The sequence below is a fragment of the Paenibacillus larvae subsp. larvae genome, from assembly GCF_002003265.1.
In the GTDB taxonomy this organism is placed as follows: domain Bacteria; phylum Bacillota; class Bacilli; order Paenibacillales; family NBRC-103111; genus Paenibacillus_H; species Paenibacillus_H larvae.
On sequence record NZ_CP019687.1, the window covers coordinates 2,706,480 to 2,730,324 of the forward strand.

A 23,845-nucleotide genomic window follows, 5' to 3' on the forward strand; every position below is an offset into this window, starting at 1 on the left:
AAAGTTCAGGCTTTCCTGTATCGCCCGGTGGATTCCCTAATGATAAGCTCCGGTTCCAATTTCGACGAAGTATTTCGCTTTAGGGTCCCGTCAATTATTTTGAGCAGAAGTCTAACCGCTTGTTGAGCCATCTGCTCTACCGGTTGACGGATGGTTGTTAGTCCCGGATGGAAATCTTCCGCAAAACTTTGATCGTCGTAGCCAATGACTGAGATATCGTGCGGAATACGGTAACCTTCATCCCGAAAGGCCTCCATAACTCCAAAAGCCAAAAAGTCATCGGCAGCAAATACTGCCGAAGGAACATTACCGGTTCTAATCCAATCCTTGGCAATCCGGAATCCTTCCCGCATGTTGAACTCCCTGCTTGGAGTTACCCAGGGCTCAAGCCCTGCTTCCACCATAGTATTCAGATACCCTTTTCTTCTTTCCTTCGTACTCATGAAAAGCTCCTGCCCGCTGATATGAGCTATTTTCCGGTGACCCAGTTCAATTAAATGTTTTGTTGCCAGACGTCCGCCCAAATCATTGTCCACATTCACCATGGAAGCATTGAGGTCTTCGTTTTGATTATCCAGGAGTACAAACGGGATCTTCTTTCTTTTTAATTCCAGCACATCGTGTTCCTCATCCATGGGGATAGGGCGATAATCCCGTCCACCCTGTCTTCCTGGAATAAAAAGTTGTTTTCTTTCGGCGGGTCGTTATTCAAATCGGAATGAATGGACAGCGCCAAGAAATAGCCATGCCCTTCCAGTTCCTCGTTCACGCTTTTGACAATGCCGTCAAAAACCGAATCCTGAAGCGTAGTCAGTGTTAACCCGATGACGCCAGTTTTTCCCCTGGCCAGGCTGCGGGCCGCCGAGTTTGGACAATAGTCCAGCTCTTTAATGGCCCGAAGTACCTTCTGCCTGTTTTTCTCACGCACCGATGGGGTGTTATTCAATACACGTGAAACCGTGACTACGGAAACGCCGGCTTTTTTTGCCACATCCAAAATATTAATTTTCATTTCGATCGAACTCCCGCCATTAATTTGCTTTCCCTGCTTGATTGGATTCTAGTGCTTCATTATTTCCGCTTTGCCAAAATATCATTGATACTCTTTTCCATATTTGGAAGAACTTATTCCATCGATTTTTGCCCGTTTTCAGCACGTTCTATTTCGTTCTTAATAATTGTATTCAGCTCAGAGTACCCCGTAATCACATTTTGTCCCAAGTCCAGGACGGATCATCATAGTCCGCAGGAGAATAAGAAAGCCCCGCTTTATCAAACATATCCTTATTATAAACCAATACAGAACTATAACTGTATACCGGAATGCATACACTTTGCCATCTTTGTATAAATATTCATCAAGCTATCTGGAATTCCGTAATCGGATGCTTTAAAACCATCTTCCTTTACACGCATGTGGTCTCCTACCGAAACCCAGGAAAATAAACGCTTTTACTTTCCATTGTCAACTCATTTTTTCTAATATTATCCAAAAAATTGTTTATCCCACATCAAAAATGGGTATAGAATAAGTGTCGCTTCTTCGGATATATTTTAATCCGCCTGTGCACAGCCTTTACGTAGTGGACTTTCGATACATAAATGTTGATTTATTATCAAAATTCATTCATAATAGGCTTAAAGCAATTTATTACATATTAGGAGGTTTTCAAAAATGGCTTACCAATTACCAGCACTACCTTATGCTAACAATGCTTTGGAACCCCACATTGATGAAACTACCATGATGATCCATCACGATCGTCATCATAACACTTATGTCACTAATCTGAATGCGGCTTTGGAAGGTCACGATAACCTTTCCTCCAAATCTGTGGAAGATCTGATCAGTGATTTGAACAGCGTTCCAGAAAATATCCGTACAGCTGTCCGTAATAACGGCGGTGGGCACGCTAACCACTCCCTCTTCTGGAAATTGCTAAGCCCTAATGGCGGCGGAAAGCCTGCAGGCGCTCTGGCTCAGGCTATTGATCAGGAACTGGGCGGATTTGAGAAATTCAAAGAAGATTTTGCTAAAGCAGCAACAACCCGCTTTGGAAGCGGCTGGGCATGGCTGAGCGTAGACAAAGCAGGCAAACTGGTTGTCCACAGCACGGGTAACCAGGACAACCCGCTGATGGAAGGCTTGACTCCTGTTTTGGGTATCGACGTATGGGAACATGCTTACTACCTGAAATATCAAAACAAACGCCCTGATTACATCGCCGCATTCTGGAATGTAATTAACTGGGACGAAGCCAACAAACAATACGAAGCTGCCAAGAAATAGTTTTAGATACTTATAAAACGCATTCCCTAAGATTCGGAAGACCCTTTGGTTTTCCCGCACATTTTCTTAGGGAATGCGTTTTTACAGTTTAGTACGATATTTTTCTTTTTCTAACCATTAGCGGAGCAATCGGAGCTCTCTTCCCCGCTCCACGGCCTCGACCCGGTTCGATACTTGAAGCTTCGAATAAATGTTGATGACATGTGATTTGACTGTAGCTAACGAAATGCACAGCTCCTTTCCGATTTCTTTGTTTCTGCGGCCAGCAGCCAACACCTGAAGTACCTCTAGCTCGCGCTTGCTGAGAATCGCCGTTTCTTGCTCCGCACTCGCTAGTGGTAAAGATCTTCCCTTCTTCACTTCAACCACGAATGATTGAATTCGCTGCGCGAACCGTTTTTCTCTGGAATTTAATTCCTGATTCGGATCAACCAGAAATAGGCTGAGATAAGGCCGAATCGTCTCTATCTCTAAATAAAAAGGAGCTAGATGTTCGTGCTCATATCCGTAATGCACCGCTTCCCGAAGAACGTGAAGTATTTCTTTATTAGACGAGGTGGAACCGGAGGTTATAAGCGACATCTTAAACAGCAGTCCTTCAACCAAAACAGTACGGATTCCGTGCTTTCTGGCATATGACAGCAGAACGTCAAGATGTTGCAGCGCCAGCTCCGACTCTCCTCTTGCCGCCCTGATTCGGGCACATACCAAACGATCATCTAAGCGTATGGCGGCCGTATCGTGTTGCTCTTCAACCCTTTCTAAAACTGCGTTTTCCATCTCAATGTTTCTTAAACCGCACCTCAGCATATATTTTAAGATGGAGGTAAAATAGGTCGGGCTTTGATAAAGCGGATAGGTCTGCAGTTGTTCCAGTAATTCTATCGCACCTGCCTTATCGCGGCGAAGTACACGAAGCTCCATTTGGTTATATAAATACCCGCTTCCCAGATGATTTTCTTCATCCGGTAGTAACCGTCTGGTTGCAGCCATCGTCTCTTCGGCCAGTTCAAGTTGCATCATCTTTAACCGGATACCGGTAAGTCCGATCCATGTGACAGCCCGCATCGGATCGAGCATGGGATAATTGTCACACAGACAAAACATTTCTTCATACAGTGACAAACAGGTCGTTAATTCGCCCAACGTTTCCAGTACTTGAACCCGGCTACTCAAAACGGAAAAACGCAAATAGGGATTCGGCGATAATTCTTCCAGCAGCATGGCCTGATCAAACCAATTCATGGCCATCCCGAATTCATCCTTGAGTGCCAGCATGGTTCCTCCCGTCACCAGAATGATGGCCCGTGTGACATCATCGATCTCTATCGTCTCCCAATCATTAAGCCATTCCATACCGGCAGGTAGATCAAAAGTCTTATCCCCCAGCAGAAAACAGCAAAACTGAAATAAGCTCCACAAACCGTCTTCCTCTTGGTTTGGAATCAGACTTACAATTTGCCTCATGTCATCAATTTCCAAATTACAAAAATGATAAAACAACCGCTGGAACATTAGTGGTCGGCTGCATGATAAAACGTCCAAAGGAATCTGAAGCAGGTACGTCCAGTTTTGAAACCGATGTCCGCTTGCCGACAATAAACGCACAGCTTCTTGATAATTCTCGGCCTGCAAATAATGCTGCAGGCTCTCCTCCCAACTGTCCATTTCTTCGTAAGCTTCTGCCGCTTTATAATGGAGCAACCGTATAACATCCGTGCCCCGTTCCCGCAGCTTTCCCCGCAAAAATTCCCCAAATACCTGGTGATAGCGATACAACCCTTTTTCTTCATCCACGGTAAACACGAATAAATGCTTTTCTAACAATTTCGCAATCACTGTTGCCGCATTATTAATGCCAAGCATCCGATTACAGATTGTTTCGTTGAAATACGTCAGCACGGACGTCTGCAACATGAACTGCTGCTCCGTTTCCGATACTGACAGCAAGATCTCATTCGACAAATAGTTAATCATGTATTTGTTCAATTTTCCGACCGGCTCCGTCAAGGTATGAGTACGATGACCTAACGCAAGAGCAGAGAGCTGCAAACCTCCCACCCATCCTTCAGTCCAATGATACAACTTGTCAGCAGCAGAAGGTTCGAGCTTCAATCCGAGCGTTTGGGTCAAAAATAAATCCGCTTCTTCTTGAGTAAACGCAAGTTCGCGTTCGCTAATCTCCAAATATAGACCTGACATGGCGAAATCACCTAAGTATAACTTTGGGGTTTCTCTGGTCAGAAGAACGAGTCGGATTGATTCGGGACTAAAATTAAGGAAAAATGACAGACTTTGAAGCAAGGCAGTATCATTGAGAACGTGAAAGTTATCTAATACCAGCGTTCCCGCCGCCCCGCACTCTTCCAGCTTATTGACCAATAGTACGAGCAGATGATCCAAATTCGGCTTTTGGGATATCGCTTCGAACATCGTAAGCAAGTGATCTGGTTCTTGATCAAGCAGCTCTTTTAAAACTTCTATGGTGTAATACCAAAAAGAACGCACGTCGTTATTCGTTTCGTCAAGCGTAAGCCAGCGCCACCCCAGATCTGGACGCTCCCTCATGTATGAAGTCATCAGCGTGGTTTTTCCGCTCCCTGCCAAGCCTTGTACGACCGTAACCTTACGGTCGGAGAGCATGTCAAGTTTCCGGTATAATTCGGTACGCGGAACGAATTGCTTACGCAATACGGGTGCTTTCAATTTGGCGGAAAGTAGTTGGAAACCGCCCATCTTTTCACCTGCCTCGTTCGTGTGAATATGTGTAACATTACTATAACACGAATGCCAACTTTACCCGTACCATCCTTTGAGAAAACGATTCCTGCAAATGAACCAACCTGCCGCCGCCAAGGCCACTGATGCGGCAAGCACATAAAGTGCGTACCCCCCGTATGATCCGATACTTCCTTTTAGTTCCATGTCTTGGACCAGCGATATAAAATGCTGTTGCGGGAAAATACGGACAAAGACCTTCATAATGCCGTTCTCATTGGCAATAGTGTAAAAACTGCCCGAAAGTAGCGAACTAAGAAGGATGATGCCTGACGATAATGATAGCCCGGTATCGGCGTTCTCAATCCAAGCCGCCATAAACAAGGCAAAGGAAACCGCTAATAGTGCAGGAAAGACAAGAAGCAGCGAGTAAGTCCCAAGGCCAAAGCCGATATCTATTCCTACAGCCTTCGCAAGAAATAATACTGACCACGTTGGCACATAAACAGCTATAAATCCAAACAGACACTGTGCTGTCATATAGGGAACGATCCCCGCAGGGGACACGGCAGTCCGGCGGAACGTGCCGGTTTTCTTATCATCCGAAAATAGCTGTAAATAAAACAAAGCTTGAATTAGTAAAAACATCGTGAGGTAGCCCAATATGTTGCTCCCAACCCCCGTTGGGGTTTCACAGGCAACGGCATGTCCGGATGGAGGATGGCTTGCTCCAACTGCTCCTTGAACTCATCTGATTTCAATGTGTCAATGCTATGGGAACCATCGCTGGCAAAAGTAACCACCGCATCATATTTATTTCTAACAAGCTCTGATCTAGGAGGGGATTGGTCCAGATATTTGACCCGGTACTGCTCCAGATCTAGATTCAGATTCACTCCATGGCTCTCCACCACCGCCAAGGTTCCTTTCGTTTCCGATTTGGCCGTGAAGTAGATTGCTAGTGCCATTGAAGCAACCGTCATCAGTAATGTGATCACAATGACATTCCTACGATTCCACATACGAAGGGAATGATTACAAAAAATGCGAAAGGTCGTCTTCATGTGTAGTCCTCCGTTTTAAACATTCGTTTACAGCCCCATAAAAGCAGAAATGTTACTAAAGCAAAGCTCAACAATGTCGGCAGAAACAGATTGAAATTTCCATCGTAAACGATACGTAATAGCGTTTCCGTCACCCATTTGACCGGGGATAAATATGATATGTTTTTCACTGTCTCGCCAAAGCCGTCTAATTGAAAAAATATACCGCCCAGTACCGCCAACACGCTATTTATCGTCGAAAGAAATTTGTTTGTCAATTCCTCACCTTTAAAGAGGCAACAGAATAAGATACCTAATGCTGATGAAAACAAATTAAAAAACAGAAGCACAATTGTCGTATAAACCGCATTATATCCACCAAGATGAATGCCAAATACCATTTGCAGCAGCATCACAAGTGCAACGGAAAACAGGCTTGTGAAAAGAAACGAGGCTGCTGTTTTGGACAAGTATACGAATGACTTTGGAATCGGAGCGTACAATATGCGAAGATTGCTGCGCTTCACACTATGCTCCATAAAACTGTTTGAAGCTGTCATTGATACGTTCAAAGCATTGTAAATTAGAATCGTTATGCCGTAATAATCGTAAGCGGTAACGTCCTTTCCACCATAAAGACCCCCTCCCAAATAACCGAGCGTTAAAATTAAAAGCAACGGAAATAAAGTATTGGTCACGATAAGTCCGATATTGGTGATAAGGTTGATAAAATCACGCTTCAAAATAATGAAAAATGGGTACAGCTGCCCTGTTTTTTTCTCTGAATCAATCATCTTCTCATCCCTCCCTTAATCCCGAAGTGTACGGCCGGTCAGATTGAGAAAAACCATCTCTAAACTAGGAGAAAAACCAGTCAGATTTAAAATTTTCAGTCCAGAGGACGTTAATTTTGCAATAATTTGGTCCAGATTATCAATCCCTTTCAATGTTGAGATATGAATCCGGTTGCCAATAATGTTAACCCCCTTGATGCCGTCAATCTGAAACAGATCAATTTCATTCAGCCCGCTTGTTTCTTCAACCTCCACTTCGTAGCGCTTCTCGTCAGCGAGCCGTTCCTTCAATTCTTCTTTGGTGCCGGATGCAATAACCTCACCGTGATCAATAATTAAAATTCGGGTAGATATTTCCTCTACTTCTTCCATATAGTGCGTTGTGTAAATGATAGTTGCCCCTTCGTCCCTTAGCCTGCGTATCGACCCGAGAATATGGTTGCGGGACTGCGGGTCAATTCCTACCGTGGGCTCATCCATAATAATTAGTTTGGGCCGGTGAGCGATGGCGCAGGCCATATTCAGCCTCCGTTTCATCCCCCCGGAGAATGTCTTAGGCTTATCTTTTCTACGGTCTGCTAGGCCTACGAATTCAAGTGCATCATTCGTCCCTTGTTCCAACTCCTTTCCCTTCAAACCGTATAGTGAAGCGAAAAAACGAACGTTCGCCTCGGCCGAAATGTCCTCATATACCGCCAAATCTTGCGGAATGATTCCAAGCTCGCGTTTATATCGGCTTGTATGTCGATTCACCGGCTCACCACAGTAATGGATTTTGCCTTGGTCACCGTGTAATGTGGTCGACAAAATATTGATTGTCGTCGTCTTCCCTGCCCCATTCGGGCCAAGAAAGCATAGAATTTCACCCTGATATACATCAAACGTTACATTGTTCAAAGCCATGCGGCTGCCAAAGCTTTTGCTTAGCCCGCTCACTTCGATGATTGGCAAATTCGAGGTCATATAGTGCTCACTCCTAAATTTTTATGTCTTCATCTTACCGTTTAGATCAAAGAAATAAATCAACTGAATGGTCGATTACAAGGTTGATTTTTCAAACTAAACGGATTAGATGATGGTGGTTTTATGCACATACATTGCAGGTTCATTTCATGACCATTATTAGTACTGACAACCAATGTTTGGCGTCAATCGATCTAGACCCATGATTGCCGTAATGCCAATTCCTGAAGGTAGTACGGGAGAACAAACCCCGATCGAAAGAACAGTGGTTTCGGTCGCGAGCAAGAGCATGTCAATCCCTCTATATTCGCATTGGACTTTAATATGTTCCTTGCCAGCCAATTTGGTGTTGTGAGATCGACAACGCATACGATTCTTCTCCCCTGACGTGGAAGAAATAAGGCAAAAACAGAACTCTCACCAGAAGAAAAAATTAAATTAGAAATGAAGAAGCTTGAAAGAGAAAACGAACGCTTACGAGCAGAGAATGCATTTAGAGGGAACTCGAAAGGAGGCGACATTAAGTCAAGTACGATATGAATCTAAGTATGTTGCAATCCAGGAACTTCATAAAGAAAAGCGTCTGGCCATTGCCCTACTTTATAATTATGATCGCTACCAAAACGACTAAACGGCCTCAGCCCTAAGGAATATAGAGCTAAAGCCGTTTAGAACATTGGACTTGTCAACATTTACTGGACGCTAGGTTAGGTGAATCTTATGAATGAGCCTTCTCAAATTCAATAGGAGCAAGATAATCCAAAGAAGAATGCATTCTTTTGGTATTATAGTACAATTCTATATATTTAAATATTTCTTTTCGAGCTTGTTCAGGTGTTTGAAATGTAATACCTTGAATCAGCTCTCTTTTTATTTTGTAAAAGGATTGTTTTAATGCATTTTCAGAGGTTCCCCCTGTTCCTGGGGCCGTTTCAGTTAGGGCTTACCTTGACGCTAGCTTACTATATGTTCGAAACTTTTACTTCATTGTCATATTTATGATTCTCATAAGTATCTTTCTATTAAAATCCAAACCGTATCTATTTGTTCAATATTCAAGGATAAGAAATATGCGGCAGTATAAAAACTTCAAACCTCCTTCTGAACCGGGATCTGAAGGGTGGACATTTCAAAAAAATGCCTACCCTCCCGATCATTTGTGTTTAGGCCGGAAGGAGGTTTATTTTACGTTGCAAAATAATAGTAAGCGGCAAAAAAGAGCGGGATAATCAGGATAAAAACGGCAAAAACTTCTTCTTTCATCATAAAGCGCTTGGCTGGCATAATGATGGACCCGAGCACCAAAAACAATCCGCTGAAAACGAAATGCCAGACATAAGATAAAAATGCAAATCGTTGAGACACTGAAAACAACTGAAAAACGGTACCCACCATCCAGATTATATAAAGGAAATAGCTGAGGTTAAGCCAAAACCGTTTTTTCTTTGGTCTCATGACCGTTTTTTTCCCTCTTTGTCCTGTTCTCATTTTTTGTACCTCATAACTAATAATGGTAGATTGCACCTCCATGATGCCTAGTTTGTATTTTATTGTACTGTACTGGAGGATAAATGCAAAGCAAACCCGGGTGTTTCATCAGATCTTGGTCCCCTGTTCTTTGGCATATTGGCGCAACACCCCAAGAAATACCTTAGGGAACGCATACTGCCCCATTTCGGTTAAATCCATCCATTTGTAATGAAACGGAATCCATTCCGAACCAGGACCTTCCTGGCCGCTCCCCAGCAGACAGCGGTACACCTTCATGTCCCAGAAGATGTGGCTGAATGTATGGTTCGTATCCGCGAACCACTCAATCGGGCGGACGGAGATCTTCTCCCCGTCCGCGAGTTCCCGGTGCAGCATCTCCTTCTGCTGCGCCTCCGTCCCCCACTCCGCCACTGCCGGCGGAGTGTTTGCTTCCGCTGCAGGCAGCGGAAGCGCAACGTGGGGGAGCTCCCACATGCGGGCAAGCAGTCCTTCCGGCGGCCGCTGCCGGATAAGGATTTTGCCCGCATGTTCCCCCTCCCCCACGATAAGGCCCACAAGCCGCCGTTCCGGGCGGGGCGGCTTGGCCTTCTTCTTGACCGGCAGTGATTCTTCGCTGCCGGTCAAGCGCGCCTCGCAATGTTCCATCACCGGACAGGTGAGACATTGCGGGGAGCGCGGCGTGCATACAAGTGCGCCAAGCTCCATGAGCGCCTGGTTGAAATCCCCGGCACGGCCTTCGGGGATCAGGGCTTTGGCGAGGTACTCCATCTTCACGCGCGTGGCGGGCCTTGTGATGTCGTCACCGATAAGAAAAAAGCGCGACAATACGCGCATTACGTTACCGTCCACCGCCGGTTCAGGCTTATTGTAAGCGATGCTGAGCACCGCTCCCGATGTATACGGGCCGACTCCTTTAAGAGAGGAGATTTCCTCCTTCTCATCAGGTACAATGCCCCCATACCGTTCATGGACTTCACGGACAGCCCCCTGCAGGTTGCGCGCCCGGGAGTAATAGCCAAGCCCCTCCCACATCTTCAACACTTCTTCTTCAGGAGCCAAAGCCAGATCCTGAATGGTAGGGAATTTCTCTATGAATCTATGAAAATATGGAATTACCGTATCTACCCGTGTCTGCTGCAGCATAACCTCGGACACCCATACATAATAAGGGTTCTTGCTCCGTCTCCACGGCAAGTCCCGTTTATGCACCTCATACCAGCTGAGCAAATGCTCCGAGAAATACTCCTTCCTTTCTTCTGAAAAGATTTGTTCTACCAATCTCTTTGTCCCTCCTTGTCCATCTTTCCATTATACGAAAAAGTTAAAAAGGAGAAAACTCTGGAATTTTAGAAAAATACCCCCTAACGCTGCTTGTGTTGTACACGGGAATCGGCTATCCTTTGAATATTCGAGGTGATTTTAAAATGAAAAATAGGCAACTTTTATCCCCTTTATTATGGATCTGGGGATTGGAGTGGGCGGCAGACGGGGTACTGGAATTCGCCAAAGATTGGTACTCCCTATCCTGGGTAAATCCCGTTTTGATTGGTTCTGCTGTTTTGGCTACCCTTATCATTGTTCTGCGTGGCAAAGAAGCCCTTTCACGGAAAGAAGATGGAAATTGGCTGATTGGCTTGCTCACTGTAGCGATGCTTATCGCTTCTGTTTTATTCTTGTCCTGGACTGGGGTTATGGATGACTTTTTCGTTCCTTTATTCAGCTCACTTCTGCTATCTGTGGGTCTGGTTATGTCCGGAGCCTGGTTAAACCGTTCTTTTGTTTATATCGGCCTGCTGTTGTTTCTCTTTACCGGAATTTCCGGATACTGCTACTTGGGGTACACTCCTATTATTCTTCCGGTAGCAGGGGGAAGTTGCCTTATTGCTGCCGGCTGCATGCTTCGCAGAAGCTGATGCCGGATGATCAAAATGGGGTCTGTCTTCTATAGACAGACCCCTATTTTGATTATAAAACCAGGTGTAACATCTACGCTAAGCGGACCGCTTTTCCACCACAGCATAGGCTGCTGCCAATTCATCCGTATGAGTAATACTGATGTGAATCCGAACATCGCTGCCCAATCCAAGTCTTTTCTTAGCCTTGTCCGATAGGGTACACACCGGCTTTCCCTTCTCATCCGGTAAAATTTCGATATCCATAAACCCGGCCAATTCGCCAATTCCGCAGCCGAGTGCTTTGACGATGGCTTCTTTGGCAGCAAACCGGCCCGCTGTAAATTGGGCAGTCTGTCCTTTTCCCTCTTCGGCGAGTTCTATCTCTTTCGGTGTAAGAATCCGTTCCATCAGTTTGCGTCCCGACTCTTTCTTCAAGATTGTCCGGATGCGCTGAATATCCACTAAATCCGTCCCTATTCCGATAATCATCAATTTCCTCCGTCCTGCGTCTTTTATCCATATTTTACAGCTGTTTCTTTATCTATACTTTTTCGGGAATCTCCTTACTTCTATGTTAGCTAATTTAGTTGGCTACATCCCGTTTACAAAAAACAGTCCAGGATACTACATTAAACACAATAAAGTAAGTGGCCAGAACAAGCAAGGAAAAGAGCACGGTGGTTCCCTCATACAGAAGGGGGCCGGATATATACTGGCTTAAATTCATGTTAGGGAACAATAAATACTTGGACCATTCAAACTTTTTTAGCATCATTGTTACCGAATTACCGGCAAACAAGGCAAACAAGGAGATTCCGATCGCCATAGAACTGCCCCGGAACAAGGTAGATACCATGAAAGCCATTGTCACGATCATAATCAGAGAAATGAGCTCCAAACCGTATGAACTGAAAATGGTGATAAGGATATTCCTTTCCACAACCTCCCCTTGACTGTTTAAATCCAGGTATGCCAAATGGCCAAAATCAAAGCCATGAGCAAACATGCTGACCAAAATGGAAGTGCCAAACAAAAGAACAAGCATAGCGAGAGTAAACAAAAAACTGGATATATACTTGGAAAGCAGGATTTTCCACCTGCGGATCGGCCGGATCAGCAGCATCTTGATCGTTCCGCCTCCGAATTCGCCCGCAACGCTGTCAGCTGCAACGACTACAGTAAATACAGTGATCAAAGATACCAGAACCGACATTTGTCTTACATCTTGCCATAGCGGAGATGTAGGCATATTGCGGTCCAGACGTGCTTCAAGCAGGGCAACTTGTTCTTTGGCTCCCGGCCTATTCGCTGTATCATCCTGCTTGTAGAACTGCAAGGTTTCCTGTGTATGGGTCTTCCAGTCCTTTTGGGCCTTATCGTTCATCATTAAAGACATCATGACGACCAAACCTATCAGCAAAATCGCCATAACCCACGTCTGCGCTCTCCGATAGGTTTTCATCTGCTCATTGCATATAAGATTAAGCAATTTGATCACTTCCCGTCATTTCCAAAAATTTATCTTCCAAGGTTTTGTTTATCTGTCTGATCCCATACACTTTGATCCCCGCCTCTACTAGGATCGTGTTGGCTTCAGCAACTTCTTCACGGCTCAGCTCCAGTGTTACCGAATGCTCACCCAAACTGATTCCCGTCTGGTTTTTCCACTTCTCCAGTACCCGTACAGCTGATTCCTTCCGGTCAACTTCAAACGTAATCAGACATTCGGTTTGCTCCTCATTTCCACTTCTAATATCCTGAATATTAATTAACCTCCCTTGCTGTATAACAGCGACACGGTCACACATAAGCTCCATTTCGGAAAGAAGGTGACTGGATACTACTACAGCCACATTTTCTTTCTGGGCTAACCTTCGCAAGTAATCCCGAAGCTCCCGGATTCCCGCAGGGTCCAGCCCATTGGTCGGTTCATCCAGGATAAGCAGGGAAGGCTTGTGCAGAAGGGCTTGAGCGACTCCCAGTCGCTGCCGCATACCGAGAGAATACCGTTTCACTTTCTCATGAATCCGGTTCTTCAGTCCGACAAGCTCCACTACCTCTTCTATCCGTTCAGGTGTTATTCCCGGAATCATTCGGGCATAATGAATCAGATTCCGGTAACCGGACAAATATTTGTACATTTCCGGATTCTCCACGATTGCTCCTACTTGAAGGAGAGCCTTCTCAAAATCTTTTTTGACGCTTTGTCCTCCCACATAGATATCTCCCTTAGTGATGGACATCAATCCAACTACCATTCGAATCAGTGTAGTTTTCCCGGCTCCATTCGGCCCCAGAAAGCCAAAGACCTCCCCTCTATTTACCTCAAAAGACAAATTGTCGATAATCGTTTTTCTCCTGATCTGTTTGGTTACATTCTCAATTTGAAGTATCGGAATCTGTTCCAACTTCTTTTCCTCCTTCAATCCGTTTCCTGGCTTTTTGCAAAACTCTCTTCTTATTATAAAAAGCACCACGGATGGGTCGTACCGACTTTGGTCTAGTTTTCCCCCTGGACCTTGGCTCAAAAAAAACCAAGACCAAAAGCCGAAGACAGAGTTGTCTTCGGCAAAGTTTTAACATTATTTATCAATGTGTCAAGTGCCGGGAATTTAGATGCCCGGAATTGCATTCCGCTTGTGAGCCGTTTTCACATACTGACGCTCCAGTTTTTCCTGTACCTCCGGTGAAACCTGTTTCCCTTCCAGATAGTCGCTGTTATCTTCATAACTGATTCCAAGCTCTTTCTCATCGGTTTGTCCTTCCCAAAGGCCTGCGGTCGGAGCTTTATCGAGTACACTGGACGGCACGCCCAGCTCCCTGGCCAGCATGCGGACCTGACGTTTGTTGAGTGAACTTAGCGGAGTAATATCAACAGCGCCATCACCCCATTTTGTATAAAAGCCTGTAACAGCTTCGGAGGCATGGTCCGTTCCTACTACCAGCAGATTAAGCTCAAAGGCAATGGCATACTGCACGACCATCCGGGTACGCGCTTTTATGTTTCCTTTTCCTTCCTTGCTCATATGACGGTTCACATAAGGCTTCAGACCATGTTCGACCTCAAGGGCAATTTCATTAACTGCTTCTTCAATATTGGTCTCTATCGTATGAGACAGACCAAACGCTTTGGCCGTTGCATAACTATCCTCAATATCTTCCTGGACCCCGTAAGGCTGGAAAACACCAACCGTTTTATACTCCTTCCCCTTTTCTTTGCTCAGTTCATCTGTAGCACGCTTACAGAGACCAGTTGCTACCGCACTGTCAACCCCTCCACTAATGGCGATCAACAAACCGTTCGCTCCGGATTTCAATACATATTCCTTCAGAAAATCGACTCTTTTTCTGATCTCCTCATCCACATTAATGGTGGGTTTAACCCCTAATTCACGAATAATATCCTGCTGAATGCCCATGACAAATAGTTCCTCCTTATCCTTTCTCTGTATGCCCTTCGGGACCGGTCGGTTTTACAGACTCTCATATTAAGGTCAGTATAGTCTTTTAAGCTTGAGAATTCAAAACTGACATGACTGTGCCAAAAGAAGAACCGACTCGGAAACCGCAAAGACAATGAAATCCCCAAAAAATCCGCCAGTTTGACCCTGCCCCTTGCTTACCAAAACTATGTATGATATCGCTGCCTTGCTCCACTCTCCCCTTCATTCAGAAAGAGCCTACCCGTACCTTCAAAAAACGCCCGTATTATGAATTGTTCTGAGTCAAAGGGAGAGTGGCACTAAGGGACAAAATCAAAGAGTCTGCTAACGATTGATACTTGCGACTTCAGATACTCGCGCACAGTTAACCCCCGCCAGACATAGCTGAACGGGGGTATGCGTCGAACCAGTATGAATCGTTCTTATTTGCAATGCTCATCAAAAGCCGCAATCAGGTCGCTTGCGATCATCTCTGCGGTACGGTCTTCCACCTGATAACGCTGAATGAAATGAACCAGCTTGCCATCTTTAAATAAAGCGATCGACGGAGATGATGGAGGGTATCCCTCAATGTACTCCCTGGCCTTGGCCGTTGCCTCTTTATCCTGTCCGGCAAATACTGTGTACAGTTCATCCGGCTTAACCGAATGCTCGAGGGCCAAAGCAACCCCCGGGCGGCATTGACCTGCGGCACAGCCGCATACAGAGTTAATCACAAGAAGTTGAGTTCCCTTTGAACCTTCCAATGCATTCGTTACATCTTCCGGTGTCAAAAGCTCCTTGATTCCCAAGCGTGTCAGTTCATCTCTCATCGGTTGAACCATGTCTCTCATATATGAATTAAAAGACATCATAGTAGCTTTCACTCCTTATATCCTGTTTATGTGGGCACTTTCGTTCCTTTTATTATACCTGTATGAAGAAGGAAAGCAAAGAGAGTGTATGAACCTCCTGACAAATAAATAGGTAATTTTTGGTTAAAAAACCGGGGAATATTAATCCCCGGATTTAGGAGGTTCCAGGTTAGCGGAAGTATTTTCAGCAGGATGCATAAACATTTCTCCTTGAGGGGGAATCCCTCGTTCAAAATAAGCTTTGTTCTCCGCAGTATGAAACCCGATATCTTTATATGGATGAACCCACTGGTCACCCGCCATGACGGCCGGATCGGTATGCTTATCCCATTGCTCCAGAGGAGAATGGGGAGAAGCATATTCATAATCTCCTATCACGACTCCGTATTGGTTGACAAACGGTTCTCTCGGGCCCCGGCCATGTTCAAATTCAGGAAGAAAATTAATTTCGAACGGGTCCAGCGATAGTTGTCTTTTTTTGCGCCGTCTGGCCATCGTTTAAGTGGAAGGACGGTTAGGACCGTTTAATTTTTTATCCACACCGCCTGTATGACTGTTCTTTTTTCTATTTTTGTTCTCCTGTTCTTGCAAATCCTGAGCCTTGGAGTTATTTTTGTCTGTCATGGTATTCATCTCCTTTCGGGATGTAGTATGTTCCAATCTGTTCTTCTCCATCCGAAAAAATAACCAATCCAGTATCATACCTATAATCGGAAAAAACAAATAAACGAACTGTCCGCTGCTCAGGCCCCATCGCCAGATAGTCTGGGGTGAGAACAGGCTTACGATAAGTCCGCTTAGCCCAAACCAGATCAGCAGAAAGCTGAATGCCGTCCCCCTCCTACCGGGAGGCAGCAGAATGAAGCGTAATCCAAGCAGAACAAGCAATATCCCCATATACAAGGAAACGGGCTGGGAAAATGCCGCTGAATCCGTTTCCCATGGCCATGCAAAAACGAAGGAAGGCTCCTGATGCAGAATAAAATACATGCTCCCCCCGGCTGTCAAGCCATAAGCCAGGAAGTCCAGCCATGTTGCCCCATCCAGAGAAGTTTTCCCCGCCTGGGCTGAAATATATAGAATTGCCACCAGCGTCCCGAGAATAATATCTTTGCCGGTTCCGCTTGCCAGGACCACTAATGATGAATTTTCCCATAATAAGGAGGGGTCAGAAAGCACATGCCCGAATTTCCAAAACAAGAAGATAATAACTAGTCCGTTAAATACCAAATCCGTCACCGGTGCACTGTGCCAGCCGGACTTTCGGTGGACTATCTTGATAGCTGCAAGTCCGGCTGCTGCACTGATCAGGGAAATAATCAGTTCAGCTTTAAGTTGAAAGGGACCTATTGACCAAATATCCATACCTTTTTTTCTCCTTTAGCTGCCCGTCTGTTCCGAAAGGCAGGATCCTTACCCCTTATCGTAAACGAAAAAGACACAAAAAAGCCAGCGACATTTAGCCGCTGGCTTGGAAAGATTTTATTCTTGTTCTGCTTTCGGAGTGGTTACGCCCATCTTTTCTTTCAGCAAAGCCATTTGTTCTTCAAGTTTGGCTTGTTTGGCCGGGTCAACAGGGGGTTGGTTGCTGCTACCGCATCCGTTAGCCGAACCTAGGCTGCTTCCGGGAATGTAAGGCTTGCGCACCATTTCCGCTTCCACTTCCATTTGCATGATTTTTTCTTCCATCCGGTGGAAGCCGCGGGAGGCAGCCCCGCTCTCAATAACACCATTGTAAGTAACCTGGGCCATTTGCTTCTTCGCTTTAGCGAGTTGGGCTCGGGATACAAGTTCGTTGCGCTTGTTGCGCATTTTATAAAATTCATCTTTCATTTGATGCAGTTGGTGAGTCAGTTCTTCAGCCTGACTTCTGGAGCTTGCGTGCAAATCTGCATATTCCGCTATCTTTTCATCGTAGTACAGTTTTTCTTCAAGAGCTTGGCGTGCCATTGCTTCTTGTCCTGCCCCAAGTGCAGCAGCTGCTTTGCTTTCCCTGTCAGCCGCAAGGCGGGCAAATTCGTCCAGACGCTGTTTTAATTTACGCTCATTGGCAATTTGTTTGGCTACAGTTACTTCCGCTTGGGCTATTTCTTCTTCCATATCACGGATATATTGGTTCAACATTACAATCGGATCTTCCACTTTATCCAGCATTTCATTTACAGATGCTCTTGTCATATCTTTTATTCTAGAAAATACTCCCATCGTTACACATCTCCTTTGTTAAAGTTTTGATTTTGTTTTTTTTCCAAGTCCGCCACTTTCCTACGGAGTTCCTCCAGCTCTTTTTCCATGGCTTTACGCTCGATATCTTTCATCATGCTATCGATATTGTCTTTAGGCTCTGTTTTAGGTATTTCATAGGATGATTCGGTACGGGGCCTATAAGACGGCTCCCTGTAAGGGTCCGGCCTCCATGTATGGGAGTATCTGCCGTTTCCCGCCTGATCTCCCCCTTGATACGGATCTCTTTGGAACGGTTCCCCGTAAGGGCCATATCCGGGTCTGTCGTATGGATTAGCATAAGGATCGTAAGGATAATGTGGTTCTTTGGGAATTACAATGCTCGCTATAATATATAGAGGGACAATGGTACCCCCACTAAAGATAGTCGCAATGGCTACGACCAGCCGGAGTAAGGTTGCATCTATATTAAACTTTTCTGCAAGACCTCCCAGAAGACCGGTTATCCTCTTGTCCCTTCTGGATCGGTAAAGTTTATTCATCAGTTATCACCCTTCCTGGTTTAACTTTTTGCGAAGGGCCTCCAGTTCTCGTTCTAAGGCAGGATGATGAGTTCTTGGCGCCATGCCTTCCTGGGTAGCCCTTCTTACATCCCGCATGGCTCTTGCTTCAAGTTCCATGTCGGTTACGTGGTCTTCCATCCGGTAAAACATGCGGGAGGAGGGACCAAAATCTCCTGAGTGCCCGAATTGTTGGTTTATCCGGCGCTGCAGCATAGCTGATTCCATCCGGGATACGTAGTAAGTACGTTTATCCGCAACTTCTTGATAATCCCGGCGCATTACATGGAGGTCTTCTTCCAAATCCTGAAGTGACTGCTGGGCCTGCTCGTATAGTTCCCGATATTGTTCACTTTTTTCTTCCGCCTGCATTTTTTCTTGAAGAATCACTCTGGCAATGTCTTCTTCTCCGGCTTTCAGTGCGAGTTCAGCTTGATGTTCCCGCTTTTCCTTGAGTTCCAGTGCAGCCAGATACTGTTGTCTTAAGGAAGAAGAGTGGTTCTGGCATTGCTGATAAAGCCGGTCGGCCTGGTACAGCTGTTCTCTTTTGGCGTATAGATACTGATCAATCATCCGGACCGGGTTTTCCGCTTTTTCCAGCATTTCATTGAAGGAGGCTACAGTTATATCGCGGATTCTTTTCATTATGCTCATTCTTATCTAACCACCTTTATTATATGAGGATCAATCGTCCTTTCTTTACTTCCATTAATAAGGATTACTCGGTTTCTTCAGCATGGAAAAACCTATACCGATCAGTACAACCGCGAAGATGATAATGAAGATAGTTGTTAATTTGCCAAGTAGTACGAATACTCCGAGCAGGGCAACAATCCATCCCATCACACTGCCGTTTTTAATCCCGATGTACCCGATAATTACCATTGCAATCGGCACCAGGTACCCCATGATCGGACTTAAGTGAATTCCCAGCTTGCTAAGTAACATCCATACTCCAAAAAGAATAAGTACCAAAGCCATTCCGCTGTTTTTCTTCATGTCCCTATTCACCGCCTTTCACCAAGTCATCTGGTAAATTTGTTATTGTCTTTGTTATGTCTTTATTCTAGTCGAATTCAGGTCCCCCCAAAACGGACCCGCGTCGGTATTTGTTACTGGACCTAAATCGGGGTGAATCTAAGACCGTGGGGAAGGACAGGCCTGGACCAGCCCAACCAAAAGCTAATATATATTACAAAAGCCGCTTAATGGCGGCTTTTAGCATGAGTCATATACTTTAACTTTAAAGGTCCATCTGTTACCATTTATCCTCTAAAATTTGCTTGCGTTTCTCCTGGTATTCCTCTTCCGATATAAGCCCATCCCGGCGCAGGTGCTCTAAACTCCGGAGGCGGATCTCAAAACTGTCCTGCACACGTTCATCATGAAAACCTCCTGCAGGCGGCATAGGAATGGCTGTCTGGCTGTCCGGGATTATGAAACCTTCCGAGGTCTCCTCTCTGGAAGAAGCTGCCTGGTCTTGGGCCTTCTGCAGCTGGTCGTTGGTTCTTGTTGTTAAGTCATCATCTTCTTGGAAATAAGGGTTCCGGGATTGAGAAACAGTTTCATGACTATCCCGGTTGGTTTCAGCTTGAGCTCTTACCTCGCGTTCGTTTTCCCTGCTGTTTACTTTGGGAGAAGTAAGCCGGTTTTTTAAACCGTGAAGCCAAGCTGTGATTTTATCCATCATAGAAGATAAAGTTTGTGATTTAGAATGACGTTTTGCTTCTCTGTCAACAGTTTCAGCGGCCCGGAAGACTCCCCTTTTAGTGAATAAATCCAATCCGTAATAAATACCCATAACAACGGAAATGAGTGTCCATGTAATACCTAACCCCTTTAACCTGGGAATGGCAAACCAGAACCCTGCCACTATGAAAAGCAGACTGATAAGAAAATAGGCTAGTGATAACTTTCTTTGTATGACCCTTTTCCAGAGATTCATCCTATATGGTTCGCCTCCTTACTTGTTTATTCTTGTATCATTTACGATTCGGCAGGCGTTTGGGTTGCTTTCCTATGCATATTTTCCCCGGTCTTTCCCACACTAACCATAACTTTTGTTAAGGCGGAGGTTACCGGGAATGAAACGAACGAAATTAATACTTGGTTTACTTGGGATGCTGGGTTTGCTGATTGCAACAGGTTCATTTTCTATAGCCGGTTCTACCGGTGTTTTCTCGGACGACAAGGAGATTCGATCTCATGAAGCCCTCTCCCAGGAACCCAAGCTGCTTACTTTTCAAGTATTGAGTGATCTACATATTGAAAAGGGTGATAAAAAAAGTCACCGGCTGCTGCGGAATGCTCTGGAAGATTATCATAAACATGTGCCGGACAGCAAGCTGATGGTTCTTAACGGTGATTTGACGGGAGGTATGGAGCAGGATTATGAAGCCTTGTCCGGGATTTTATCCGCTTCCCCCCACCCTCCATTACATGCGGTCATGGGAAATCATGACTATTACCAGATTTGGCGTCAACCGGGCGGATCGTGGAATCCGAAACAGCTTAACCCGAACTGGTCCTCCGAAAAGGCGAAAAAACTGTTTCTGAAGTATTTCCCTTATAAACAAGTGTACCACGAAACCTGGATTAACGGTTTCCAGTTTATTTTTCTTGGTTCCGAATCTTACCGGGACGACCATCCCGAGACATTTGAGAACGCTTATTTATCAAATATTCAACTGGCCTGGCTGGAAAAGCGTCTAAAGCCGAGAACCCGGGAAAAGAAAGACTCCCGAAAACCGGTTTTTGTTTTTCTTCATCAGCCCCTTCCTTTTACACTGGAAGGGACGGATAAAGAATTGGGGATTACTCAGCACAAACAACTAAGGGCGATATTGGATCGGCATCCCGAAGTGGTCTTTATATCAGGACATACCCATTATGATGCGGCGCAAACGAAGCAGTTTGTCCGCGATACTTTCATGATGGCAGGCTGCGGGTCGGTACGCCTTACTTACGGTGCCGACAATGAGCCGATCCATCCTGTCCGGAGCCAAAGCCTAACCATTGATGTTACGGATAAAGAAGTGATCTTCCGGGTAAGGGATCATACGAGGAAGGAGTGGGCAGGGCAGCCTTTTGTTTATAAGTACAAATAGCAGGTTCGTCTTCCACCCTCCCTTTCCAACTTATCCCCCTACAATTGGCCGCCATAGCAGCGGCAGAATACGGTGCAAAGGTAGGGTTAATCGATAAAGGGAATAAGTTAGGCAGAAAACTCGGCATTTCGGGTGGAGGACGCTGTAACGTCACAAATGCCAAAACAAATGATGAACTGATCCGGAATATACCGGGAAACGGCCGGTTTCTGCACAGTGCTTTGGAAACTTTCGGAAGCAGGGATATTATCACTTTTTTTGAACAAATGGGAATTGCCCTGAAAGAAGAGGACCGGGGACGAATGTTTCCCGTTTCGGATAAAGCAAAAACAGTGGTTGTTACGCTTATAGGGAAAGCGAAAAGTACAGGAGTGGAAATCCGGGTTAATTCTCCTGTTAAGAAAGTGCTGTATGATGACGGAAAGACCTCAGGGGTATTGCTTCACAGCGGTGAAAAACTGTCCGCTTCCTGTATTATCCTGGCGACAGGAGGAAAGTCCGTCCCCCATACGGGTTCAACCGGTGACGGGTATACCTGGGCAGAAGCGGCCGGACATACGATTACAGAACTTTATCCTACAGAGGTCCCCCTCACATCTTCGGCTTCCATCATCCGGGATAAGGAACTTCAAGGGTTATCCCTGAGGAACGTAACGTTAACAGTATGGAACTTTAAGGGAAAAAAATTGATTCAGCATGAAGGGGGTATGATCTTTACCCATTTTGGACTGTCCGGCCCAGCCGCCTTACGGTGCAGTCAATTTGTCGTAAAAGAACTTAAAAGAAGCAGGCTAAGTACCGTTTTATTGACCATTGATCTTTTTCCTGAAAAGAGTCAGGACGAGCTGTACAAAGAAACATTGGAGCATGCCCGGACCGAATCCAAAAAAGCCGTAAAAAATGTTTTGAAGAGATATGTTCCGGATAGACTGGTCCCTATTTTATTGGGACGTGCGGGGATTGATGAAGCTGTGACATATGATCATATTCCTAAGCAGCCCTGGATGGAACTGACCCGGTTGATGAAACAGTTTCCTGTCAAGATAAACGGCACTTTATCACTGGAAGAAGCTTTTGTTACAGGAGGAGGCGTTCATGTGAAAGAAGTAGATCCGAAGACCATGCAGTCCAAGCTCATGCCCGGCTTGTTCTTTTGCGGAGAGATTTTGGACATCCATGGGTATACGGGAGGATATAACATTACGGCTGCTTTCTCAACCGGATATACAGCAGGAAGAAATGCTGCATTAAGCTGTTCAACGAGATAAAAAACTTAAATGAAACCAAGCCAAGCTGACACCTGATGAATACCGGCGCCAGCTTGGCTTAATTTTTGTGCACGATCCGATAAAATTGGGATTGTGCTTCAAATATGAATACCGCCTGAAAAATGGTCGTAATCGTCCTCCGAAGGGTCAAAATGCGGGGCTTCCGCATCCGGAATATCTTCATTCACCAGATGAGCGGGAATCCGTATTTCATCCACATGGTAAGCCCGCTCATAAGCCTCCGGTTCGTTTATTTCCCCTGACCGCTCAACCATCTCTCCGCCATGAGCCTGAACGATTTGCAGCGCTGAGCTCAAATCCTGATCATCCACATGGATATGAAGTGTTGATGTTTCCGTTTCTTCTAAATGCGGTTGATATCCAAGCTCGGCCAGCGTATCATAAGCCATCCTGACTGATTCCTTGCTTTGAAATGAAAAGAAAACCGGGGCACTGCTCATGCTCATCTTCTTCCTTTCCTGTGAGTCACTGTATGCGTAGCATGCGCATTTCGTTGCTTCTCCATACTTCGAAAGCCCTTACCAGGTGGTGAAAAGTTGCGAAGCAATGAATGCGGCCGCTGCCCCGGCCAAAGGACCCAATACAATCCCGGCCCATCCGAAAGATGCAACTTCGGCTGCCAGACTGATCGGGGCGAAGAGAACAGAAGAAATCCAAAAAACCGATTTACGGACGGCTTGAATTTTATCCCAATCTTCTAAAAAGAACAGCCGTAGAAACGGAGCTTGAAGGCCCTCCTTTACATTCATTTTGACCCACAACGTCAATAGGCAGGCAATCGCTACCCATACTATTATCCGGATTGTCTCAGGAGCAAGCCCCGCTCCTATGCTACTTATCATAATAAATTGAACGTACGATAGTCTTTCTCTCTGATTGCGGAATGTTTGTTTAATCAAAGCCTCTGTCAGTCCATTCGCAGGTGTCCGTTTACGGAACAGCCTTTGGGAGGAACGGAACAGCCAGGGCCTTTTGCGGATACGGCTGGGCTTTTCCACAACCTGAAGCAGCAGTAACCCCGTCAGCCACATTTTAGCCTTATATTAGCGGTCAACCTCTAAATAAAACGTTCCTTCTTGCCGAAGCCGGACCGGAATCAGGAAAAGCAGGGCCCTATAAACAATACTGCAAGAACAATACTAATCCAAATACGGTTCTCTACCCATAATAGGGACACCATCAGAAGAAACCAGGACAAAATGAGAGTGGGCATC

Annotated in this window: 30 protein-coding genes; 4 read left to right on the forward strand and 26 right to left on the reverse strand. The window is 45.4% G+C overall.

Annotated elements, in window-relative coordinates; translation table 11 throughout:
- Positions 1-5: 5 nt before the first annotated feature.
- The 3 genes from BXP28_RS25195 to BXP28_RS24340 form a co-directional block, all read right to left on the reverse strand.
- Positions 6-617 carry a LacI family DNA-binding transcriptional regulator gene (locus tag BXP28_RS25195; protein ID WP_367869680.1) on the reverse strand — a complete coding sequence of 204 codons (612 nt, stop codon included), beginning with the start codon at positions 615-617 and terminating at the stop codon, positions 6-8.
- The gene (locus BXP28_RS25200) at positions 605-1,012 is read right to left on the reverse strand and encodes a LacI family DNA-binding transcriptional regulator (RefSeq protein ID WP_367869681.1); all 408 of its coding nucleotides are present in this window, start codon (positions 1,010-1,012) and stop codon (positions 605-607) included. Before BXP28_RS25200 ends, BXP28_RS25195 begins: the two co-directional genes overlap by 13 nt.
- A 193-nt stretch (positions 1,013-1,205) precedes the next feature.
- A complete protein-coding gene (locus BXP28_RS24340; RefSeq protein WP_235430672.1) occupies positions 1,206-1,298 on the reverse strand; it encodes a hypothetical protein in 93 nt (30 codons plus the stop codon).
- Between the two features lie 377 nt (positions 1,299-1,675).
- Between BXP28_RS24340 and BXP28_RS13975 the strand changes: the two genes are divergently transcribed.
- Positions 1,676-2,290 carry a superoxide dismutase gene (locus BXP28_RS13975; protein ID WP_024093340.1) on the forward strand — a complete coding sequence of 205 codons (615 nt, stop codon included), beginning with the start codon at positions 1,676-1,678 and terminating at the stop codon, positions 2,288-2,290.
- A 117-nt stretch (positions 2,291-2,407) separates the two neighbouring features.
- On the opposite strand, the gene BXP28_RS13980 is transcribed toward BXP28_RS13975, so the two are convergent.
- The 9 genes from BXP28_RS13980 to mutY all read right to left on the reverse strand — a co-directional run bounded on the left by BXP28_RS13980 (position 2,408) and on the right by mutY (position 10,565).
- Complete coding sequence (locus BXP28_RS13980) at positions 2,408-5,026, reverse strand: winged helix-turn-helix domain-containing protein (protein ID WP_023485162.1); 2,619 nt, start codon at positions 5,024-5,026, stop codon at positions 2,408-2,410.
- Positions 5,027-5,086: 60 nt separating this feature from the next.
- Entirely contained in the window at positions 5,087-5,671 is a 585-nt protein-coding gene (locus BXP28_RS13985; protein WP_158529826.1) for an ABC transporter permease, read from the reverse strand.
- Entirely contained in the window at positions 5,644-6,072 is a 429-nt protein-coding gene (locus BXP28_RS13990) for a hypothetical protein (protein WP_077585101.1), read from the reverse strand. The genes BXP28_RS13985 and BXP28_RS13990 overlap by 28 nt, the downstream gene beginning before the upstream one ends.
- Positions 6,069-6,845 (reverse strand): ABC transporter permease, encoded by a 777-nt coding sequence (locus BXP28_RS13995; RefSeq protein WP_023485164.1) that lies wholly within the window; start codon positions 6,843-6,845, stop codon positions 6,069-6,071. The genes BXP28_RS13990 and BXP28_RS13995 overlap by 4 nt, the downstream gene beginning before the upstream one ends.
- 15 nt (positions 6,846-6,860) lie before the next feature.
- Positions 6,861-7,796 (reverse strand): ABC transporter ATP-binding protein, encoded by a 936-nt coding sequence (locus BXP28_RS14000; protein WP_198963608.1) that lies wholly within the window; start codon positions 7,794-7,796, stop codon positions 6,861-6,863.
- A gap of 171 nt (positions 7,797-7,967) precedes the next feature.
- Positions 7,968-8,177 (reverse strand): hypothetical protein, encoded by a 210-nt coding sequence (locus tag BXP28_RS14005; protein WP_024093336.1) that lies wholly within the window; start codon positions 8,175-8,177, stop codon positions 7,968-7,970.
- Between the two features lie 349 nt (positions 8,178-8,526).
- On the reverse strand, positions 8,527-8,682 hold the full coding sequence (locus BXP28_RS14010) for an IS3 family transposase (protein WP_077585258.1): 156 nt from the start codon (positions 8,680-8,682) through the stop codon (positions 8,527-8,529).
- 311 nt (positions 8,683-8,993) lie between these two features.
- Positions 8,994-9,296: a hypothetical protein gene (locus BXP28_RS14015; RefSeq protein ID WP_036655317.1), complete on the reverse strand. Its 303-nt coding sequence runs from the start codon at positions 9,294-9,296 to the stop codon at positions 8,994-8,996.
- 108 nt (positions 9,297-9,404) lie between these two features.
- A complete protein-coding gene (gene mutY / locus BXP28_RS14020; RefSeq protein ID WP_036657135.1) occupies positions 9,405-10,565 on the reverse strand; it encodes an A/G-specific adenine glycosylase in 1,161 nt (386 codons plus the stop codon).
- A gap of 158 nt (positions 10,566-10,723) precedes the next feature.
- On the opposite strand from mutY, the gene BXP28_RS14025 reads away from it, so the two are divergent.
- Complete coding sequence (locus BXP28_RS14025) at positions 10,724-11,212, forward strand: hypothetical protein (protein WP_023485169.1); 489 nt, start codon at positions 10,724-10,726, stop codon at positions 11,210-11,212.
- Positions 11,213-11,290: 78 nt separating this feature from the next.
- On the opposite strand, the gene acpS is transcribed toward BXP28_RS14025, so the two are convergent.
- The 12 genes from acpS to BXP28_RS14085 all read right to left on the reverse strand — a co-directional run bounded on the left by acpS (position 11,291) and on the right by BXP28_RS14085 (position 20,180).
- Positions 11,291-11,683 carry a holo-ACP synthase gene (gene acpS / locus BXP28_RS14030; protein ID WP_023485170.1) on the reverse strand — a complete coding sequence of 131 codons (393 nt, stop codon included), beginning with the start codon at positions 11,681-11,683 and terminating at the stop codon, positions 11,291-11,293.
- 94 nt (positions 11,684-11,777) lie between these two features.
- On the reverse strand, positions 11,778-12,683 hold the full coding sequence (locus BXP28_RS14035) for an ABC transporter permease (RefSeq protein ID WP_036655319.1): 906 nt from the start codon (positions 12,681-12,683) through the stop codon (positions 11,778-11,780).
- Entirely contained in the window at positions 12,676-13,602 is a 927-nt protein-coding gene (locus tag BXP28_RS14040) for an ABC transporter ATP-binding protein (RefSeq protein WP_036655321.1), read from the reverse strand. Before BXP28_RS14040 ends, BXP28_RS14035 begins: the two co-directional genes overlap by 8 nt.
- A gap of 204 nt (positions 13,603-13,806) precedes the next feature.
- Positions 13,807-14,613 carry an NAD(+) synthase gene (gene nadE, locus BXP28_RS14045; RefSeq protein ID WP_023485173.1) on the reverse strand — a complete coding sequence of 269 codons (807 nt, stop codon included), beginning with the start codon at positions 14,611-14,613 and terminating at the stop codon, positions 13,807-13,809.
- A 446-nt stretch (positions 14,614-15,059) separates the two neighbouring features.
- Positions 15,060-15,488, reverse strand: a complete 429-nt coding sequence (locus BXP28_RS14050; RefSeq protein ID WP_077585259.1) for a BrxA/BrxB family bacilliredoxin — start codon at positions 15,486-15,488, stop codon at positions 15,060-15,062.
- A 144-nt stretch (positions 15,489-15,632) separates the two neighbouring features.
- Positions 15,633-15,986 carry a DUF3905 domain-containing protein gene (locus BXP28_RS14055; protein ID WP_023485175.1) on the reverse strand — a complete coding sequence of 118 codons (354 nt, stop codon included), beginning with the start codon at positions 15,984-15,986 and terminating at the stop codon, positions 15,633-15,635.
- Between the two features lie 3 nt (positions 15,987-15,989).
- Positions 15,990-16,856: a prolipoprotein diacylglyceryl transferase gene (locus tag BXP28_RS14060; protein WP_023485176.1), complete on the reverse strand. Its 867-nt coding sequence runs from the start codon at positions 16,854-16,856 to the stop codon at positions 15,990-15,992.
- A 117-nt stretch (positions 16,857-16,973) separates the two neighbouring features.
- Positions 16,974-17,696 (reverse strand): PspA/IM30 family protein, encoded by a 723-nt coding sequence (locus BXP28_RS14065; protein ID WP_023485177.1) that lies wholly within the window; start codon positions 17,694-17,696, stop codon positions 16,974-16,976.
- A gap of 2 nt (positions 17,697-17,698) precedes the next feature.
- Entirely contained in the window at positions 17,699-18,217 is a 519-nt protein-coding gene (locus BXP28_RS14070; protein WP_023485178.1) for a PspC domain-containing protein, read from the reverse strand.
- 6 nt (positions 18,218-18,223) lie between these two features.
- Positions 18,224-18,889 carry a PspA/IM30 family protein gene (locus BXP28_RS14075; protein ID WP_036655324.1) on the reverse strand — a complete coding sequence of 222 codons (666 nt, stop codon included), beginning with the start codon at positions 18,887-18,889 and terminating at the stop codon, positions 18,224-18,226.
- Positions 18,890-18,943: 54 nt separating this feature from the next.
- Positions 18,944-19,234: a LiaF transmembrane domain-containing protein gene (locus BXP28_RS14080; RefSeq protein ID WP_024093265.1), complete on the reverse strand. Its 291-nt coding sequence runs from the start codon at positions 19,232-19,234 to the stop codon at positions 18,944-18,946.
- A 259-nt stretch (positions 19,235-19,493) separates the two neighbouring features.
- Entirely contained in the window at positions 19,494-20,180 is a 687-nt protein-coding gene (locus BXP28_RS14085) for an SHOCT domain-containing protein (RefSeq protein ID WP_023485180.1), read from the reverse strand.
- Between the two features lie 139 nt (positions 20,181-20,319).
- On the opposite strand from BXP28_RS14085, the gene BXP28_RS14090 reads away from it, so the two are divergent.
- On the forward strand, positions 20,320-21,342 hold the full coding sequence (locus BXP28_RS14090) for a metallophosphoesterase family protein (RefSeq protein ID WP_051427940.1): 1,023 nt from the start codon (positions 20,320-20,322) through the stop codon (positions 21,340-21,342).
- Positions 21,343-21,386: 44 nt separating this feature from the next.
- On the forward strand, positions 21,387-22,610 hold the full coding sequence (locus BXP28_RS14095) for a BaiN/RdsA family NAD(P)/FAD-dependent oxidoreductase (RefSeq protein ID WP_023485182.1): 1,224 nt from the start codon (positions 21,387-21,389) through the stop codon (positions 22,608-22,610).
- A gap of 98 nt (positions 22,611-22,708) precedes the next feature.
- Here BXP28_RS14095 and BXP28_RS14100 read toward each other — a convergent pair whose 3' ends face one another.
- Positions 22,709-23,077: a hypothetical protein gene (locus BXP28_RS14100; protein ID WP_023485183.1), complete on the reverse strand. Its 369-nt coding sequence runs from the start codon at positions 23,075-23,077 to the stop codon at positions 22,709-22,711.
- A 72-nt stretch (positions 23,078-23,149) separates the two neighbouring features.
- Positions 23,150-23,662, reverse strand: coding sequence for an ABC transporter permease (locus BXP28_RS14105; protein ID WP_023485184.1), 513 nt, complete (start codon positions 23,660-23,662; stop codon positions 23,150-23,152).
- Positions 23,663-23,845 lie beyond the last annotated feature (183 nt).